General features: G+C 35.4%; 17 protein-coding genes and 1 rRNA gene. 1 reads left to right on the top strand and 17 read right to left on the bottom strand.

Annotation, left to right across the window (positions count from 1 at the left end):
- Positions 1–99: 99 nt before the first annotated feature.
- The 6 genes from yabG to metG form a co-directional block, all read right to left on the bottom strand.
- Positions 100–981: a sporulation peptidase YabG gene (gene yabG, locus J2S06_RS12475; RefSeq protein ID WP_044747320.1), complete on the bottom strand. Its 882-nt coding sequence runs from the start codon at positions 979–981 to the stop codon at positions 100–102.
- Positions 982–1,165: 184 nt separating this feature from the next.
- A complete protein-coding gene (rsmA, locus tag J2S06_RS12480; protein WP_044747319.1) occupies positions 1,166–2,044 on the bottom strand; it encodes a 16S rRNA (adenine(1518)-N(6)/adenine(1519)-N(6))-dimethyltransferase RsmA in 879 nt (292 codons plus the stop codon).
- Positions 2,037–2,603: a ribonuclease M5 gene (rnmV, locus tag J2S06_RS12485; protein WP_044747318.1), complete on the bottom strand. Its 567-nt coding sequence runs from the start codon at positions 2,601–2,603 to the stop codon at positions 2,037–2,039. The genes rsmA and rnmV overlap by 8 nt, the downstream gene beginning before the upstream one ends.
- A 117-nt stretch (positions 2,604–2,720) precedes the next feature.
- A complete protein-coding gene (locus tag J2S06_RS12490; protein ID WP_419152523.1) occupies positions 2,721–3,908 on the bottom strand; it encodes a ubiquitin-like domain-containing protein in 1,188 nt (395 codons plus the stop codon).
- Between the two features lie 222 nt (positions 3,909–4,130).
- The gene (locus J2S06_RS12495) at positions 4,131–4,901 is read right to left on the bottom strand and encodes a TatD family hydrolase (protein WP_044747317.1); all 771 of its coding nucleotides are present in this window, start codon (positions 4,899–4,901) and stop codon (positions 4,131–4,133) included.
- A gap of 103 nt (positions 4,902–5,004) precedes the next feature.
- Positions 5,005–6,957 carry a methionine--tRNA ligase gene (metG, locus tag J2S06_RS12500; RefSeq protein ID WP_419152521.1) on the bottom strand — a complete coding sequence of 651 codons (1,953 nt, stop codon included), beginning with the start codon at positions 6,955–6,957 and terminating at the stop codon, positions 5,005–5,007.
- Between the two features lie 448 nt (positions 6,958–7,405).
- Here metG and J2S06_RS12505 point away from each other — a divergent pair, with 448 nt between their 5' ends.
- Positions 7,406–7,690, top strand: a complete 285-nt coding sequence (locus J2S06_RS12505) for an AbrB/MazE/SpoVT family DNA-binding domain-containing protein (protein WP_044747315.1) — start codon at positions 7,406–7,408, stop codon at positions 7,688–7,690.
- Between the two features lie 409 nt (positions 7,691–8,099).
- On the opposite strand, the gene rsmI is transcribed toward J2S06_RS12505, so the two are convergent.
- The 11 genes from rsmI to rrf all read right to left on the bottom strand — a co-directional run bounded on the left by rsmI (position 8,100) and on the right by rrf (position 16,152).
- Positions 8,100–8,987 carry a 16S rRNA (cytidine(1402)-2'-O)-methyltransferase gene (gene rsmI / locus J2S06_RS12510; RefSeq protein WP_044894408.1) on the bottom strand — a complete coding sequence of 296 codons (888 nt, stop codon included), beginning with the start codon at positions 8,985–8,987 and terminating at the stop codon, positions 8,100–8,102.
- Positions 8,988–8,990: 3 nt separating this feature from the next.
- Positions 8,991–9,248, bottom strand: coding sequence for a GIY-YIG nuclease family protein (locus tag J2S06_RS12515; protein WP_044894407.1), 258 nt, complete (start codon positions 9,246–9,248; stop codon positions 8,991–8,993).
- Positions 9,235–9,975: a tRNA1(Val) (adenine(37)-N6)-methyltransferase gene (locus J2S06_RS12520; RefSeq protein WP_044894406.1), complete on the bottom strand. Its 741-nt coding sequence runs from the start codon at positions 9,973–9,975 to the stop codon at positions 9,235–9,237. Before J2S06_RS12520 ends, J2S06_RS12515 begins: the two co-directional genes overlap by 14 nt.
- A 439-nt stretch (positions 9,976–10,414) precedes the next feature.
- A complete protein-coding gene (gene yabA, locus J2S06_RS12525; RefSeq protein WP_044894405.1) occupies positions 10,415–10,783 on the bottom strand; it encodes a DNA replication initiation control protein YabA in 369 nt (122 codons plus the stop codon).
- Between the two features lie 13 nt (positions 10,784–10,796).
- Positions 10,797–11,624 carry a competence/sporulation regulator complex protein RicT gene (locus J2S06_RS12530; RefSeq protein WP_044894404.1) on the bottom strand — a complete coding sequence of 276 codons (828 nt, stop codon included), beginning with the start codon at positions 11,622–11,624 and terminating at the stop codon, positions 10,797–10,799.
- A 2-nt stretch (positions 11,625–11,626) separates the two neighbouring features.
- The gene (gene holB, locus J2S06_RS12535; RefSeq protein WP_044894403.1) at positions 11,627–12,619 is read right to left on the bottom strand and encodes a DNA polymerase III subunit delta'; all 993 of its coding nucleotides are present in this window, start codon (positions 12,617–12,619) and stop codon (positions 11,627–11,629) included.
- A 13-nt stretch (positions 12,620–12,632) separates the two neighbouring features.
- The gene (locus tag J2S06_RS12540) at positions 12,633–13,073 is read right to left on the bottom strand and encodes a YaaR family protein (protein ID WP_044894402.1); all 441 of its coding nucleotides are present in this window, start codon (positions 13,071–13,073) and stop codon (positions 12,633–12,635) included.
- Between the two features lie 145 nt (positions 13,074–13,218).
- On the bottom strand, positions 13,219–13,860 hold the full coding sequence (gene tmk, locus J2S06_RS12545) for a dTMP kinase (protein WP_044894401.1): 642 nt from the start codon (positions 13,858–13,860) through the stop codon (positions 13,219–13,221).
- A gap of 12 nt (positions 13,861–13,872) precedes the next feature.
- Positions 13,873–15,321 (bottom strand): aminotransferase class I/II-fold pyridoxal phosphate-dependent enzyme, encoded by a 1,449-nt coding sequence (locus tag J2S06_RS12550; protein WP_419152522.1) that lies wholly within the window; start codon positions 15,319–15,321, stop codon positions 13,873–13,875.
- A 96-nt stretch (positions 15,322–15,417) separates the two neighbouring features.
- The gene (locus tag J2S06_RS12555) at positions 15,418–15,621 is read right to left on the bottom strand and encodes a sigma factor G inhibitor Gin (RefSeq protein ID WP_044894399.1); all 204 of its coding nucleotides are present in this window, start codon (positions 15,619–15,621) and stop codon (positions 15,418–15,420) included.
- A gap of 416 nt (positions 15,622–16,037) precedes the next feature.
- Positions 16,038–16,152, bottom strand: a 5S ribosomal RNA gene (rrf, locus tag J2S06_RS12560).
- Between the last annotated feature and the right edge of the window lie 167 nt (positions 16,153–16,319).

The raw sequence follows: 16,319 nt of genomic DNA on the forward strand, positions 1-16,319 counted from the left end.
CAACACGTTTTATTTACAAATAGTCTTACCAACAATTGAGAAATTATGTAATATTTTTTATAAAACAAAAAATCCGCTTTTCATTGAAATGCGGATACATTATGATTCATCATGCTGTTTAAAAGGCATTCCGGAACGTAAAACACCTCTTGTTTCAATTCCGCCTAATCCTTTTTCTCTCGACAATGTATTGCGTAAAACCTCCCAAACATTGATACTTTCCACAAATGGAGTAAAGCTAATCTTCGCAACAATATATACGGGATCTAATGCATGAATATTCACTCGGGATGGAGAACTAGCAAAGTTTGCACCAGCACGGATGAGTGATTCAAAATGCGACTGGCAAGCACCAGCAAAAATGACAAGCTGGTCTAAATTCGGAACCTTCCTTCTAGCATTTCGTACGGTTTTCACAAAGTGTTTAGAATGGCGGTATGCATTAATATCTGAAATTTTCCCTTTATGTTTAGAATAGGCATCATGGCCTGTAATAACTAATATATCAGGCCGATACTTTTCAAGCAGATCCATGACTCGTTCCGGCATTTCATCCTCTTTACAATAAACACCATAAACCGGAACACCAATTTTGTCATAAAGAGCTAAACATTTTTGTAAATATAATGAATCTCCATCAATATGGAGCACACGTCCTGGAATATGAAAAAGTTCGTCTGGAAAGCTATAAGCGGATGATGAGTAATATTCCTGTTTTTCACGTGATAACTGATGGTCTTGCTTTAAAAGAAAAAGAGACTGCTCTAATTTCTCATGTTCTATTTTTGCCCTACTGTTAATTTCTTGTTTATCTACAACAACTAAATCTTCGTATGGTGCATCTGCCATTAAGCGCATTTCTTGACCGCTTAAAATAGCTGTTAAATTTCCGTTTTTCCCCTTTTTTATTTCCACAACTCGAAATAATATATCACATTTATATGACTTTCGTGCAACAATGGTTCCTAGTTTTATTTCCATATGATTCACTCCACAAAAGGGAATTTTCTAAAAACCGCTGTTCAAATAACCTTATGGAAAAAAGATATTTTCTTCTTTAGCGTATGAAATGTTTTTGAAAAGGTGCATAAGTCCATGAAATCTGTTCCCTCGATATCCCTAATTCAGCTCAATCAAAAACAGCCGCATTAAAATGCAGCTGTTGCTATTGGAAATATTTATATAATGCGTTGCTTAATAAAGCAAACTCTTGAATGGTTAACGATTCCCCACGCCTCTTCGGGTCAATCCCAACATCTTCTAGAGTTTCGATTATTTGTTGTTTTCTATTCTTTCCGTTAGGCAAGTTGTTCTGCAAATTGTTCAGTAATGTTTTTCTTCTCTGAGCAAAACTAGCACGAACAACTTGGAAGAAAAACGATTCATTTTCCACTTGAATAAGAGGCTTGTTTCGTAATTGTAAACGAATTACCGCTGAGTCTACATTTGGCTGTGGAACAAAAACGGTTTTCGGTACAGTCATGACAATTTTCGCATCTGTATAATATTGAACAGCGATTGTTAAAGAGCCGTAATCTTTTGTCGAAGGATTTGCGGACATTCTTTCAGCCACTTCTTTTTGTAGCATGACGACAATCCCTTTCAACGGAAGCTTTTCTTCCAACAATTTCATCATAATAGGTGTCGTTACATAATATGGTAAATTTGCAACAACCATTATTTCTTTACAATCTTTAAAATACTTATGAACTATTTCTTGTAAATCAGCCTTTAATACATCTTGGTGAATGATCCATACATTTTCATATTGAGCAAGGGTTTCATCTAAGATGGGAATAAGTCGACCATCTATTTCAAATGCCACTACCTTTTTCGCTTTTTTCGCAAGCTGTTCTGTCAGTGCACCAATTCCAGGACCTATTTCAATAACCCCTGTCTCATTTGTAATATTCGCACGTTCTACAATACGGTGAAGAATATTTACATCAATTAAAAAATTTTGCCCTAAGCTTTTTTTGAATGAAAATCCATATTTCTGAAGGATTTCTTTTGTTTTCATTGGTGTGGCGATCTCTTTACTCATGAGAATGTTCCTCCTGTATCATAACCTCTAATGCTTCGTAAAAGGCTGCCCTTGTTATTTGAAACATTCGTAAGCGTTTTTGCAGCTGTTTTCCATTTGTGTAGCCAATTTTTAATAATTGGCCGAGGCGTTCCCTCCGCCTTTTAGCTAGTGTTCCTCCAATTAATCCAGCCTCAATCAGTTCATGATATTCTATTTGAATAGGGAATTCTGCCATCTCTTCTTTTACGCTCTCTAACGCTTTTCGAATAGCATGTATTGATGCATGCTCGACGCCTATCCCCTTTCCATTTTTCGCTTTTGCCTCATTTTGTTGCAAAAATGCATGTTTACATCCTGGTACCTTTTCAGATATTGTTTTACGAATTTTTTCACCTGGAAAGTCAGGGTCTGTAAAAATGATCACTCCTCTTTTTTCTTGAGCAAGGCGAATTTGTTCAATTGTTGCCTCACTAATCGCAGATCCATTTGTTTCGATCGTATCCGCATCAACCGCTTTTTTAATTGCAACCGTATCATCTTTTCCTTCCACAACAATGACTTCTTTTATTTTTTTCATTTTTTTCCTCCAAAAACTGAAACCTTTTTGTAACATTTGTCGTCTATTTATAACGAAAAGACCAATGATTTTTCATTATAACGTAAAAAACAGAGGGTAAAAACAACCCTCTGCTACTTATTTTAACACTCTCACCTTTACTTGTTTTCGTCCCCAACGATAAGCAGAAGAAGCGTTAGGGAAGAAAACATCGATACGTTTTCCTTTTATTTTCGAACCTGTGTCAGCGGCAATGGCATACCCATAACCTTCAACATAAACCTTAGATCCAAGTGGAATGACATTTGGATCAACAGCTATAACTTTAGCGTCAGGATTTGCTTTTAAATTAAAGCCAGTTGACGTTTTGCCAGAACAACCATTACAAGATCCTGTATAAGCAGTTGCGACAACATAAAATTCCTTTGCTGTTGATGTAGTTCCACGTGATACTGTTGTCGATTGCTGTGGAGCTTTTGTTCCCACGGCAACAATTTTGTCAACACTTTCTTTTTCCGTCTCAGATTTAATTAATTTACGTGCAACTTCTTTTCCGTTTTCTAATATGACTTCATAATGTTTTTTAACCATACCTTTTTCTCCATTTTGAATGACTTTTTGCTGCCCCTTTTCTAGATTTTTATCCTTTTGTTGTACAACCTGGAATGCTACTGGCTCTTCCACTACATCGGTGACTTTTTCTACCCTAGTTACCATAACTTGATCATTTTCCTTTAGCTTTTGCGATAAATCAGGCTCGACTTTATCTAATTCATTAAGTGTAATGTTTTGCTCTTTTAAAAAGTCAGCGACGGTAGTCGAAGTGGACCAAACTTGTTTTTCTGTGCTTCCAACCTTTAAAGTGATCGGTACGGCTTCTTGAATATTCAGCTTCATATTTTTCGTAATTTTAGTGTTCAATGATGGCTTAATCACATCATGTTCACTTGTCGTTATATTTTCTTTTGAAAGTAATTCTTCCACTGTTTGAGCTGTTGTCCAAATGGTCCTTCGCTCATCATTAATCGTTAGTTGAACAGGAATTGCTGACTTATACATAATCTTCATATTGTCTTGTATTTTTGCATTTTTAGATGGGGAAATGTAATCTTCATCTCGAATATCTAATTCTAAATCATTGAATAAATCTTGAATAGTATCAGCATGTGTTCGAATGTTTTCTGTTTTGCCATTTATATTCACTGTAACGGTTTCTTTTGTTGCTTCATATGTCCCATATGCAGTTCCTGTCCCTAAAAGACATACACCAACAGCGGAGAGGATCACTTTATTTTTCCTCGTCATGTTTTTTAACAGTTTTTGCATGTTTTCAATCACAAAAACGCCTCCTTCTCCTCCCGTGAGATTATATAGACTTCTAAGGAACCTGTCAACCCTCCCACACTTTTAGTCTCTATTATCCTTAAAATATAACAAAAAGGGAAGCAATAGTTCTCGACAAGTTTATTCAAAAAAAAAGGAGGCGTGTAGAAATTTTTTGAATCATCAAAAATCAAGTGAAGCTTTTCAAAATTACGGTAGCGTATTTTATCGAGAAATGCTGAATATTTTTTTGGCATTTTCAGTCGTAATGTGGGCAACTTCTTCAAAAGTAAGTTCTCTTAATTCCGCTATCTTTTCTGCTACATACTTAACATAACTAGGTTCATTTCGTTTTCCACGAAAAGGATGTGGTGTTAAATAAGGGCAATCCGTTTCAATGAGCAAATATTCTAACGGAATGGCAGCTGCCACCTCTTTTGGCTTTTTAGCATTTTTAAACGTAACAGGTCCACCAAAAGATATGTAGAAGTTCATATCCATACATTGCCTTGCAACCTCTAAACTACCTGAAAAACAATGCATGATGCCGCCAACTTCATGAGCGTTTTCTTCTTTTAAAATTTCGAGAATGTCAGCCGTAGCTTCACGGTTATGAATAATGATGGGAAGTTTGACTTCTTTCGCTAAGGCAATTTGTTTACGAAAAACTTCCTTTTGTACTTCTTTTGGAGATTTATCCCAATAATAATCTAGCCCCATTTCCCCTAATGCTACTACTTTCGGATGACTTGCTAACTCTTTAATCCAAGCTAAATCTTCATCTGTCATATCAATGGCATCAACCGGATGCCAGCCTACCGCTGCATAAATAAAATCATAGCTTTCCGTCAGCTCCATGGCTCGTTTAATTGTTGGACGATCAAATCCTACGACAACAATATGGGAAACCCCTTCATCTTTTGCTCTTTGGATCACTTCTTCTAAGTCTTGTTCATATTGAACAGCATTTAAATGGGCATGGGTATCAAAAAGCATAATTCGACATCCTTTCTTTTTGTTGCTCAAACACTTTTTCGACAAAAAGGAAAGAGATGTAAACCTACTGTTTCACGTGAAACACCTCTTTCCTTCAAGAAAATTATTTTATTTTTGTCCCGTTCGGTAGACTTGAATCGACAGTAGCAAGCGACAATTTTCCATTTTCTTCGCCGGCTAAAATCATTCCTTGTGACAATTCACCACGCAATTTGACAGGCTTTAAGTTTGTGACACATATTACTTTTTTCCCAATCAGCTCCTCAGGCTTATAAAATTGAGCAATGCCTGATACGACTTGGCGTTTTTCATTATTCCCTAAATCAAGCTTTAGCTTCAATAACCGATCAGCTTTTTTCACGGGTTCTGCATGTAAAACCTCTGCTACTCGCATATCAACTTTCATAAAATCATCAATCGAAATTTCTTCTTTTGCTTCATTAACTTCCTCTTGCTTCTCTTCTTTTTTCTCAGTTCCTTGCATTTGCTCTTTAATATATTTCACTTCTACTTCAATATCTAATCGTGGAAAAATTGGCTCTCCTTTTTTCACTTGAATAGTCTCTAATTGTCCAAAAGGTTGAATAGAATTCCAATCCTTTAACGACTCATCCGTAATCCCTAGCTGTTCAAAAATCTTTTCAGGTGTTCTAGTTAAAAATGGTGTTAATAATACAGCAATATGCCGGAGTGATTCGGACAAATGGTACATGACGGAAGCCAACTGACCACGTTTCATTTCTTCTTTAGCTAATATCCACGGCTGTGTTTCATCAATATATTTATTAGTGCGGCTAATAAATTGCCACAAAGTTGATAATGAAATGGAAAATTCCATATTTTCCATTGCTTCTACATATTTTTGAATGGTCTCTTCACGAAAAGCTTTTAATTCTTCATCAAATTTTGTAGGCTCTATCATATCTTTTGTTACGGTTCCGCCAAAATATTTTTGAATCATGGCAACAGTCCGGTTTAATAAGTTTCCTAAATCATTCGCTAAATCAAAATTAATACGTTCAATGAATCCCTCTGGAGTAAATACTCCATCTGAACCAAATGGTACTTCTCGAAGTAGATAGTATCGTAAAGCATCTAAACCGTATCGATCAATTAATGTTACAGGGTCAACGACATTCCCTTTCGATTTTGACATTTTACCATCTTTCATGAGCAACCAACCGTGTGCAAAAACTTTTTTTGGTAAAGGTAAGTCAAGGGCCATAAGCATAATTGGCCAATAAATAGTATGGAAGCGAACGATTTCTTTTCCAACAAGATGTACATCAGCTGGCCAATATTTATTAAACTTTTCATCATTTTCAGTACCATAACCTAAAGCGGTAATGTAATTCGATAAGGCATCAATCCAAACATATATGACATGCTTTGGATCACCTGGTACTTTAATTCCCCAATCAAATGTTGTACGAGATACGGCCAAATCTTCTAATCCTGGTTTAATGAAATTGTTGATCATCTCATTTTTACGAGATTCTGGCTGAATAAACTCTGGATTTTCTTCATAAAACTTTAGCAAACGATCGACATACTTACTCATTTTAAAGAAATAAGATTCTTCTTTTACTTTCTCTACCGGTCTCCCGCAATCTGGGCAATTTCCTTCTACTAATTGACGCTCCGTAAAAAATGATTCACAAGGTGTACAATACCACCCTTCATACTCATCTAAATAAATATCGCCTTGTTGTACTAATCGATCAAAAATCTTAGCAGCCACTTTTTTATGCCGCTCTTCTGTCGTACGAATGAAATCATCGTACGAAATGTCAAGCTTTTTCCACAATTCTTTAATCCCCGCTACAATCTCATCGACATATTGTTGCGGTGTTACTCCTTTTTCTTCTGCTTTTCTCTGAATTTTTTGTCCATGCTCATCAGTGCCTGTTAAGTACATGACATCAAAGCCTCGTAACCGCTTATATCTAGCCATTGCATCTCCAGCAACGGTAGTATAAGCATGTCCAATATGTAATTTCCCACTAGGATAATAAATCGGGGTGGTAATATAGAATGTATTTTTTTGACTTTCCATAAAATAACCTCCCTACTTGAACAAAATAGCACAAAAGCTCTCGCCCTAAAGGACGAGAGCGATTAATTCGAACAACTTCTTTACATACTCTATGATACCATCATAGTCTTTTTTATCAAGAAATTATACATGATAATTTACAATATGGAAGTTAATCAGACATGTTTTTCTGTAAACTCAACTAATCATTTTGAAAAAAGCTATATCATCGATAATCATTTATTTCCTTTTTAGTGAATTTTTAACATAAAAATACGAACGCATTCATCTTCTACTTTGAAAAACTTAAACTTTCATAATTTCTCCTCTTTTTTACAAAGTTTTCAATATAAAATGATTGACGTTTATTGGAAATATTGTTATTCTATTTATTGAAAGCGATTTTTGTCGAAACATGACGAAAATAATAATAAATATTAAAAGTTTTTTTGAGAGGAGAAATGTATAAATGAAATCAACTGGTATTGTTCGTAAAGTCGATGAATTAGGTCGAGTGGTGATTCCGATCGAGCTTCGCCGTACATTAGGAATTGCTGAAAAGGACGCTCTTGAAATTTATGTAGACGACGAGCATATCATCTTAAAAAAATACAAACCAAATATGACTTGCCAAGTTACAGGCGAAGTATCTGATGACAATTTAAAGCTTGCTGATGGAAAAATTATTTTAAGTCGTGAAGGTGCTGAACAAGTCTTAAAAGAAATCCAAAATTATTTAGAAACTACTAAATAATAACGGCAAAATGAATGAATGGATACGTCCCAAATATAGGGACTTTTTTTTATTTCTAAACCTCTCTCATCTACCCTTCACATTAAGTTGTGAGATTCTCCATAAACTCTTTAAATATAAATGAGCTGGTCTAACCGAGACCCAGCTCATATTTAAAAGGCTCTTTTCTAAAAGATTGTTGCTTTACTATACGATAGCTTTTCGACTATCAGGAAAGCGATACGCTTGCTATGTCACGCTCTAGCGTGACGTGAACCGAACAAAAGTCGATGATCGGACAAATATAATTTGTCCGATCACGTGCTTTGTTTGGCTCATGGCCAGTCGAAAAGCAACAAAGTTTACGAAAACAGCTATTTAAAAAGAATATATACGTAAAAATCATCAATTAGCTATGGCTGATGGACTGCTATTGTTCCTTATCTATATGATAGGCTTGATAAATTTCTCGTTTTGAAACATTTCGATCTTTCGCTACTTGTTTGATAGCATCCTTTGAAGTAAAGCCTTTTTCCATATAATTTTCTATATGTTCAATGATTGTCAGCTCACTCCACCAATGATTTTCTCTTTGATTTAAATCATTTTCTTTGCTGCCCTCAATAATTATGCAAAATTCCCCTTTCATTTCATGTTCATTCACCCAAGCGATGCACTCAGAAATCGTACCTCTTATAAATTCCTCGTACTTTTTTGTCAATTCACGACAAAGAACGATATATCGGTTTCCAAAAATTTCATGCAACAGTTCAAGTGTTTCTTTCAGTCTATGTGGAGATTCATATAAAATAACCGTTTCTGAACGATGCTTTAATACTTCTAGCTGCTTTTTCTTTTCTTTTTTTTGACGATTCAAAAATCCATAAAAGTAAAACGGATTTGGATCTATACCAGAAGCAATTAATGCTGTTAAAGCAGCATTAGCACCTGGTAAAGGAATCACGTGAAACCCTTCCTCAATCACCTGTTTTACTAATTCACTCCCTGGGTCGGAAATGGTAGGCATCCCTGCATCACTAACTAGTGCTACTTTTTGTCCAGATTGCAATCGTTTTAATATTTTAGATCCACTGTGCTCCTTATTATGTTCATGGTAACTAATTATCGGTGTATTGATTTCAAAGTAATGGCAAAGTTTTTTCGTCTGCCTTGTATCTTCAGCAGCAATGATATCACACTCTTTTAATATGCGAACAGCACGAAAGGTCATATCTTCTAAATTTCCGATGGGGGTTGGAACAAGATAAAGAACTCCTTCATCCTCACGATGAAAAAAACTTTTTTGCAGTTGCATGATCAATTACTCACCACCCATAATATAACGCTCTTTATTTTTTCTAGATAATTTTTTAAAATAATATTCAGCTTTCATCGCTTCCTGTTTCGTGTCAAAACATTTATAGAAAATCAATTTAACAGGTCTTCTTGCTCTTGTATATTTTGCCCCTTTTCCCTCATTGTGCATGTGAAGACGACGTTCTAAATGATTTGTGTATCCTGCATAATAGCTTCCATCACAACACTCTACTACGTAAAAGAAATGTTTACTTTGTTCCATACAAGATTTCACGAACCTCTTTTGTATATTCATTATGTTCATTATAAACAATGAGTGGAGGAAGTATTTTTAAATCAGGGCTACCATCTTTTGTTCCTTCAATTAATAATGTATTTGCCTCTTTCCCTAACTTCGGATACACAAAACGAATCTTTTTCGGTTCAATCCGATACTGTCTCATCAACTCGACAATTTCTACAAAACGGTTAGGTCTATGAACAAATGCGACTTTTCCGCCAGGTCTTACAAGTTGACTGCTTACCCGGACAACATCCTCCAACGTACAATAAATTTCATGTCTAGCAATAGCAAAGTGCTCATTCATGTTAATTTCTTTACCTAGTGTTTTAAAGTATGGAGGATTACATGTGACAACGTCAAATTTGCCATATCCTAATTTTTTCGGCATATCTTTAATATCACCATGAATAAAACGAATCCGGTCATCTAAACGATTATATTGTGCGCTTCTCTTTGCCATATCAAATAATCGCTCTTGAATTTCGACACCTGTAATAAACCCTTTTGTCCGAGTACTTAATAAAAAAGGGATGACACCGTTTCCCGTACATAAATCAATGATGTTCCCTTTTTGTATAGGCAAATAAACAAATTTCGAAAGAAGAACAGCATCTAATGAAAAGGCAAATACCGATGGACTTTGAATAATACGTAAATCCTCAGCTAGTAAATAATCAAGCCTTTCGTCATTTCGTAACTGAACCATCCTTTTATTCCTTTCTACTTAAAATACTCTTTTTCTTAGGCTCTTTTCTAAAGGATTGTTGCTTTACTATTACTTTTCGACTGTCAGGCAAGCGATGCGCTTGCTATGTCATGCGTGCAGCGTGACTTGAACCGAACAAAAATCGATTGTCGGACAAACTAATTTGTCCGACCACGTGCTTTGTTCGGTTCATGGACAGTCGAAAAACTACAAAGTTTTAGAAAACAGCCTTTTCTTATTATAACCTTACAATGTAGGGGATCGTCTTGATCGCCGCTAACGCCCGGAGCTAGACGTGACTTTGAAACCTCCAAGTAATAAACAGTGTTCAATTTTATCATTCCTTTGCCATAAGAAAAGCCTTCCGCATATGGAAAGGCCTAGTCCAAATCTTAATATTACTCCCAAATAAGAATCAAGAAACCAAAAAGCATACGATTTATTTCTTATTTAAAAAAGATAAGCAAAATAAACAATCACCATCTTTTCTTACACTGCCATAATGGAGATTACAAATATGAAAGCCTTCTTGATACAGTCTCGCTAAATTGTCGTACCCTTCTCCAATATCCACATATGACTGTTTATCTTCTTTTTTTTCCTTCTTGATCGCTGCTTTTTGTTCGTTTCTTGCGTTTTTTTCATCAGGGTATAGTCTGCGTCGTAAATGCTCGTTTTCCATTTTTAAATGTTGATTTTCCTCAATGAGCTCCCCAATATGCTGCTTTAGCTCTCCTAACTGACGGTACAAGGAGCCAATTTGTCCTTCCAAGCTTGTTACTGACTCAAAAATTTCTTTCTTATCCACCTTGATTCCACCTCTAATCTGTGGATTGCATCTGTACAGCCTCTTCACTCATTAATTCGTCCCACGTATATTCGACAACGCGATCTCGACTAACTAATTCAACTTGTAAAACACGTTCCAAAATATTTAACCCGACTACTTTTCCCTTTCCATTCGGCGTATCAATCATTTCACCAATATCAGGAAGCTGCTCTTTTGCCGTTTCATATTCATCATTTTCATACTTCAAACAACACATTAGTCTTCCACATAATCCTGAAATTTTCGTCGGATTTAAAGATAAATTTTGATCCTTTGCCATCTTGATGGAGACAGGCTCAAAATCCCCGAGGAATGTTGAACAGCACAACATTCGTCCACATGGTCCGATTCCACCTAGCATTTTCGCTTCATCACGAACGCCAATTTGTCTGAGCTCAATTCTTGTTTTAAAAATCGCTGCTAAATCTTTTACAAGTTCACGAAAATCGACACGCCCATCTGCCGTAAAATAAAAGATGACCTTATTACGATCAAACGTATATTCAACATCTACTAGCTTCATTTCAAGACCGTGCTCTTCAACCTTTTTTACACAAATATCAAAAGCTTCTTTCGCTGCTTCCTGATTTTCCTGTACAATCATTCGATCTTTTTCATCAGCAACACGAATCACTTTTTTTAGCGGTAATACAACATCATGTTCATCAACCTGTTTTTTTCCAACTACTACTTGACCATATTCGATTCCCCGAATCGTTTCGACAATGACACAATCATCTTTATTTATATTAAATCCATTTGGATCAAAATAATATATTTTACCCGCTTTCTTAAAACGGACTCCTACAACATCATACAAGCTTATCCCTCCTGCAATGTTAACACCAGCTGCTCCATTAAAAGCTGTGGATGAACATTTGCATTTAGCCGTTTTTTGGCTTCCATTATGGACACAACATGGTTTAAAACAGCACGCTGACTTAATTGAAGTGCATGTTGTTTTAACATTGACAATAAATCTCGATAAATCACATTGTTTTCAAGACCTGTTTGTATGGAAATAAGATCTTTATATAGAAAGAGTAATAAATCTAATCCATTTTCAAGTTTTTCTTTATGATCAAAAAAAGGCATCCACTGGTTATGAATATAAAGTAAAGCTTTATTTTGACGAGAATTTAATATTTCATATAATTTTATCACTAATGTTCTAGCTTCCGCAAACCAAGTATCCTCGCACAAACGTTGAGCTTCCTCAACATGATTCGTTAAATGACTTGCAAGGGCAGCTATATGACTTGGTACCCCTTTTTTCTCTAGTTCTTCTTGAATAGCTTTTGGGGATAGAGGTTGAAAGGAAAGAATTTGACATCTAGATAAGATCGTTCTTAAAATTTGTTGTATTTGTTCTGTTAGTAAAATAGCCATTGTCCCTTTCGTTGGTTCTTCTAAAAATTTCAATAAACTGTTAGCAGCATTTGCCGTCATCTTGTCACAATGGGAAATAATATACAATTTTCGGTTTGATTCAACACCTGTTTTTGCAAATTCCTCTTGTAAAGCTTGAATTTGCCATTTTTTAATCGAAAGCCCATCTGGTTCAACGATATGAACATCTGGATGATTGCCGCTTCGAATTCTTTTACAGTTTTTACATTGCTCACAGGGTTGATAACCATCTAACAAATTCTCACAAAAATAGCTTCTTGCTAATAATAACGCTGTACCCTTTTTTCCAGTGCCTCTTTTTCCCTCAAATAAATAGGCATGGGCTAGCCTGTTTTTTTGAATTGTATTTTGTAGAGTCTTTAATACTCTAGGCTGATACTTCTCTAATTGCTTCCAAGATATCATTTACATCACTCACTTATGTGTACAGGTTAATCAGCAGCCCTTTTATTTCCCCAATTTTTCCTAATATATCCACGCCTTCTTTTTCTTTTGCTAGAATATCATCTGTTAACGCAAGTAATTTTTGATCAATTTCTTCAATGATTTTAAAAGTTCTTTTATTCCCATTAAAATCCCAGCTATTTGATTCTTTCAATGACATACCGTAATCCACTGCTTGCCGAATAAACCTTTTCACAATACTTTTAAATTTAGACAAGTCTTGAAAGTTTCTCGATTTACTTAAACGGCTCCCAGCCTCATCTAGTTCCGCCATCAATCGATTCAATTGATCCAAATATAATTTGGACTCTTGTTTTTGGATAAGCTCTTGAAACGAATGAGAGTCTGTTGGTAGCACATTTTGTCCTATTTCACGTTTTGTTATATAAGTTCGTAAATGTTCATTAATTTTCATCATGGCTCACCTTAAAATCAATGAAATGCATAGAACTTTATATGGAAAGACTCCTTTATATTGTAACACGGTACAACAATGGTAGCATAAAGATAATAGGCATTCCATTTGTTTATTATCTCCCATTATATCAAGCTTTTAATAGCTACACCATTCTTTGTAAATACGGTTTTAGCACTGCTTTAACTTTTTCGAAAACTTGATCAATCGGTTGATCAGCCTTAATAACGTGAATACGCTCTGGAAATCGTTTAATTACTTGTTGATATCCCTCATAAACTTTCTTATGAAACTCGATATGTTCTAAATCAAGTCGATTCATTTCTCTCTCTTTATTTTTTGATATTCTCTCCAAACCCCTTTCTGGTAAAATATCTAAGTATAATGTTAAATCTGGCATCATACCGTTAATGGCAAATTCATTGATTTGAAGCACTTCCTCAATACCAATTTCACGAGCAAAACCTTGATAGGCAAGAGAACTATCAATAAAGCGATCACATAAAACGATTTTATTCTCATTTAATGCCGGAATCACTTTTTCCACTAAATGTTGTCTCCTTGCCGCGGCATATAATAATGCTTCTGTTCTAGGATCCATCATCGTATGCTCTTTATTCAAAATAATATGACGAATCTTTTCAGAAATAACAATTCCTCCTGGCTCTCTTGTTGAAACAACATTTATCCCATTTTCTTCTAATTCTTTTACTAATTTTGATAATACAGTCGTTTTTCCTGCTCCTTCCGGTCCTTCAAACGTAATAAATAAACCTTTGCCTTTCATAAACGATCCCCTTTATCCATAAATCTTAATATATTTATCTTTTAAACGATCTCCACCCTGTATTTTTGCCTTCATACCAACAAGTACTTGTATTTGTTCAATATGTTCTTTTTCAATGCGCTCACCGTTCATTAATAAAGGTATTCCTGGTGGATATGGGATAATCATTTCCGCACTTAATTTTCCGATTGCTTGTTCAAATGGAACGTACGTTTTCGAATACTTGTTTAATTCTTTATAAGAAACAGGTAAACGGCTTACTGGCCGTGTCTCATAAAAAATTGGTGGAATTTGATTTTTCCCCTTCTTACTCTGCTTATTCATCATCTTTAAAATTTCTTGCAAGTTGGTTAAATGTTCTGGTATTTTCCATTCGGTCGTTAATGGTAAAATAAGCAAAACATTAAACGGATCAGCTAACTCAGGAAAAATCGCTGATGTTTCAAATACTTGTTGAAGCTCATATCCTGTTAATCCATTTGTTGATTGTATGGTAAGCTTTAGTGGGTCTTGTAATGCATCACCATTTTTCGTTTTTACTAGTCGAATACCATGTAGTTGCTCAAACATTTCAACAATAAATGTGATGCCTTTTTGTATTTCCTTTTCTTTTCCTTGCAGCTTTTGAACATAGGCTCTCGCTAAATCAAGTGAAGCCATGATTAAGTAAGAAGGACTGCTCGTTTGGAGCATTCTTAAGTATTGTTTTACTTTTTCTTCATGGATCAAGCTGCTATTAAAATGCAAATAAGATCCCATCGTTAATGCCGGTAACGTTTTATGTACTGAATGAATAACAATATCTGCCCCCAATTCCACCGCTGAAGTCGGAAAAAAAGAACTTGCAATAAAATGAGCTCCATGCGCTTCATCGACAAGTACTGGAATGTTATAGATATGTGCTAAGGCAATGACGTCTTTAAGCTTCGTATAGGACAACCCGTAATAATTCGGGTTTGTCAAAATTAATGCTTTAGCATTAGGATACTGTTCAATTGCTTCCTGAATTGTATTTATCGAAACATAAGATGGGACATGTAATTCATCATCAAATTGTGGTGCTAAAAATACAGGTATTGCCCCAGCTAACTGAATCCCATGAATAATGGATTTATGACAATTTCGTTGAACAAGTACATAATCAGCCTCTTGACAACATGAAAGGATCATCGCCAAATTTCCAACCGATGAACCATTAACTAAAAAATAAGTAGACTTAGCTCCATACAAGGTAGCCGCTAACTGTTGGGCTTCCATGATAACTCCTTCAGGGGCATGTAAATCATCTAAATTCGTTAATTCTGTCACATCAAGCTTTAGTACTTCCTGAAAGAAGGAAAAGCCCTTTTCATAAAAAAAAGTACCGTATTTATGTCCAGGTACATGAAATGATAAAGGTTGAATCTGATGATGCTCTACTAAAGCATCAAATAATGGGGTGTATAAATCGTTCACATTCATCGTCCTTTTTTATTCTTATTCTCACTTATTATATCAATTCATTCTTCAAAACAAAAAATAAAACTTGGTATTTCTAATGAAAAACCAAGCTTATAACTAAGAGTATATTTGTGTTTTTTTCACTCTTCTTAGCTTTTTTATATAATATTGATACTTTGGTTCGTTTGTATTCGTATGAATCATCTCTTGTTCACATTCTGTACATATAAAACTGGTGTAAAGATGGATCCCTTTTTCCTTTTGTTTATTACATATAACACAAAATTCCCCTGTTAAGCTATGATCTTCTCCGGAATTCATTTGATCTCCACCTCCATCATCCAGTTTTTCCAAAAGTTAAGAATTGTATACAATATTTTGACATGAATTATTTTCCCCTAAAATACTATGAAAATTTGAACATGTTCGTGTCTGTCTTTAAAGAATCACATTAGTTAAATCTTTATGTGCCCGCTGAACGTAAACCCAACCTTCGCTCGCTTAATTCCTTGACCTTCTCGCTCCTCCCAAAACTCGGGATGATGATCATTAGCTATCGGGTGTGTAAAATGGTTAAAGTTATTTACTAACAGGGTAATTTTAAAATTTGTAAATGAACCTCTCCTACTTACCCTTTGCTTAGAGAGGGGGGGACTTTTCGGTTAACATATCATTCTACCTTCATCTTTTTTACATAACAAAAAAAGAGTAGCTTCTTCACTACTCTTTATCCTATTGCCTGGCAGCGTCCTACTCTCGCAAGGGAAATCCCCAACTACCATCGGCGCTGAAGAGCTTAACTTCCGTGTTCGGTATGGGAACGGGTGTGTCCTCTTCACTATCGCCACCAGACAATGATCGGCCCCTCGAAAGGTTGAGATGTTCATGTTTCATCAACATTGAGAGACAATGAATAAATAAATTGTTCTCTCAAAACTAGATAACGCGTCATTCACTGAAATACGCTTCCGCTATTGTCCAGCTCCAGCGCCTAGCCCCTTGTGTCGCTTCGGTCCTGC

Source organism: Bacillus alveayuensis, from assembly GCA_030812955.1.
GTDB lineage: Bacteria > Bacillota > Bacilli > Bacillales > Aeribacillaceae > Bacillus_CB > Bacillus_CB alveayuensis.

What these genes read in the sequence shown, in the direction of transcription:
- rsmA (WP_044747319.1), bottom strand. Translation starts at nt 2,044, where the DNA reads ATGAGTAAAGAGATCGCCACACCAATGAAAACAAAAGAAATCCTTCAG.
- J2S06_RS12505 (WP_044747315.1), top strand. Translation starts at nt 7,406, where the DNA reads ATGAAATCAACTGGTATTGTTCGTAAAGTCGATGAATTAGGTCGAGTG.
- J2S06_RS12490 (WP_419152523.1), bottom strand. Translation starts at nt 3,908, where the DNA reads ATGCAAAAACTGTTAAAAAACATGACGAGGAAAAATAAAGTGATCCTC.
- metG (WP_419152521.1), bottom strand. Translation starts at nt 6,957, where the DNA reads ATGGAAAGTCAAAAAAATACATTCTATATTACCACCCCGATTTATTAT.
- J2S06_RS12515 (WP_044894407.1), bottom strand. Translation starts at nt 9,248, where the DNA reads ATGGAACAAAGTAAACATTTCTTTTACGTAGTAGAGTGTTGTGATGGA.
- yabG (WP_044747320.1), bottom strand. Translation starts at nt 981, where the DNA reads ATGGAAATAAAACTAGGAACCATTGTTGCACGAAAGTCATATAAATGT.
- J2S06_RS12495 (WP_044747317.1), bottom strand. Translation starts at nt 4,901, where the DNA reads ATGCTTTTTGATACCCATGCCCATTTAAATGCTGTTCAATATGAACAA.
- J2S06_RS12540 (WP_044894402.1), bottom strand. Translation starts at nt 13,073, where the DNA reads ATGAAAATTAATGAACATTTACGAACTTATATAACAAAACGTGAAATA.
- holB (WP_044894403.1), bottom strand. Translation starts at nt 12,619, where the DNA reads ATGATATCTTGGAAGCAATTAGAGAAGTATCAGCCTAGAGTATTAAAG.
- rnmV (WP_044747318.1), bottom strand. Translation starts at nt 2,603, where the DNA reads ATGAAAAAAATAAAAGAAGTCATTGTTGTGGAAGGAAAAGATGATACG.
- J2S06_RS12550 (WP_419152522.1), bottom strand. Translation starts at nt 15,321, where the DNA reads ATGAATGTGAACGATTTATACACCCCATTATTTGATGCTTTAGTAGAG.
- J2S06_RS12555 (WP_044894399.1), bottom strand. Translation starts at nt 15,621, where the DNA reads ATGAATTCCGGAGAAGATCATAGCTTAACAGGGGAATTTTGTGTTATA.
- tmk (WP_044894401.1), bottom strand. Translation starts at nt 13,860, where the DNA reads ATGAAAGGCAAAGGTTTATTTATTACGTTTGAAGGACCGGAAGGAGCA.
- J2S06_RS12520 (WP_044894406.1), bottom strand. Translation starts at nt 9,975, where the DNA reads ATGGTTCAGTTACGAAATGACGAAAGGCTTGATTATTTACTAGCTGAG.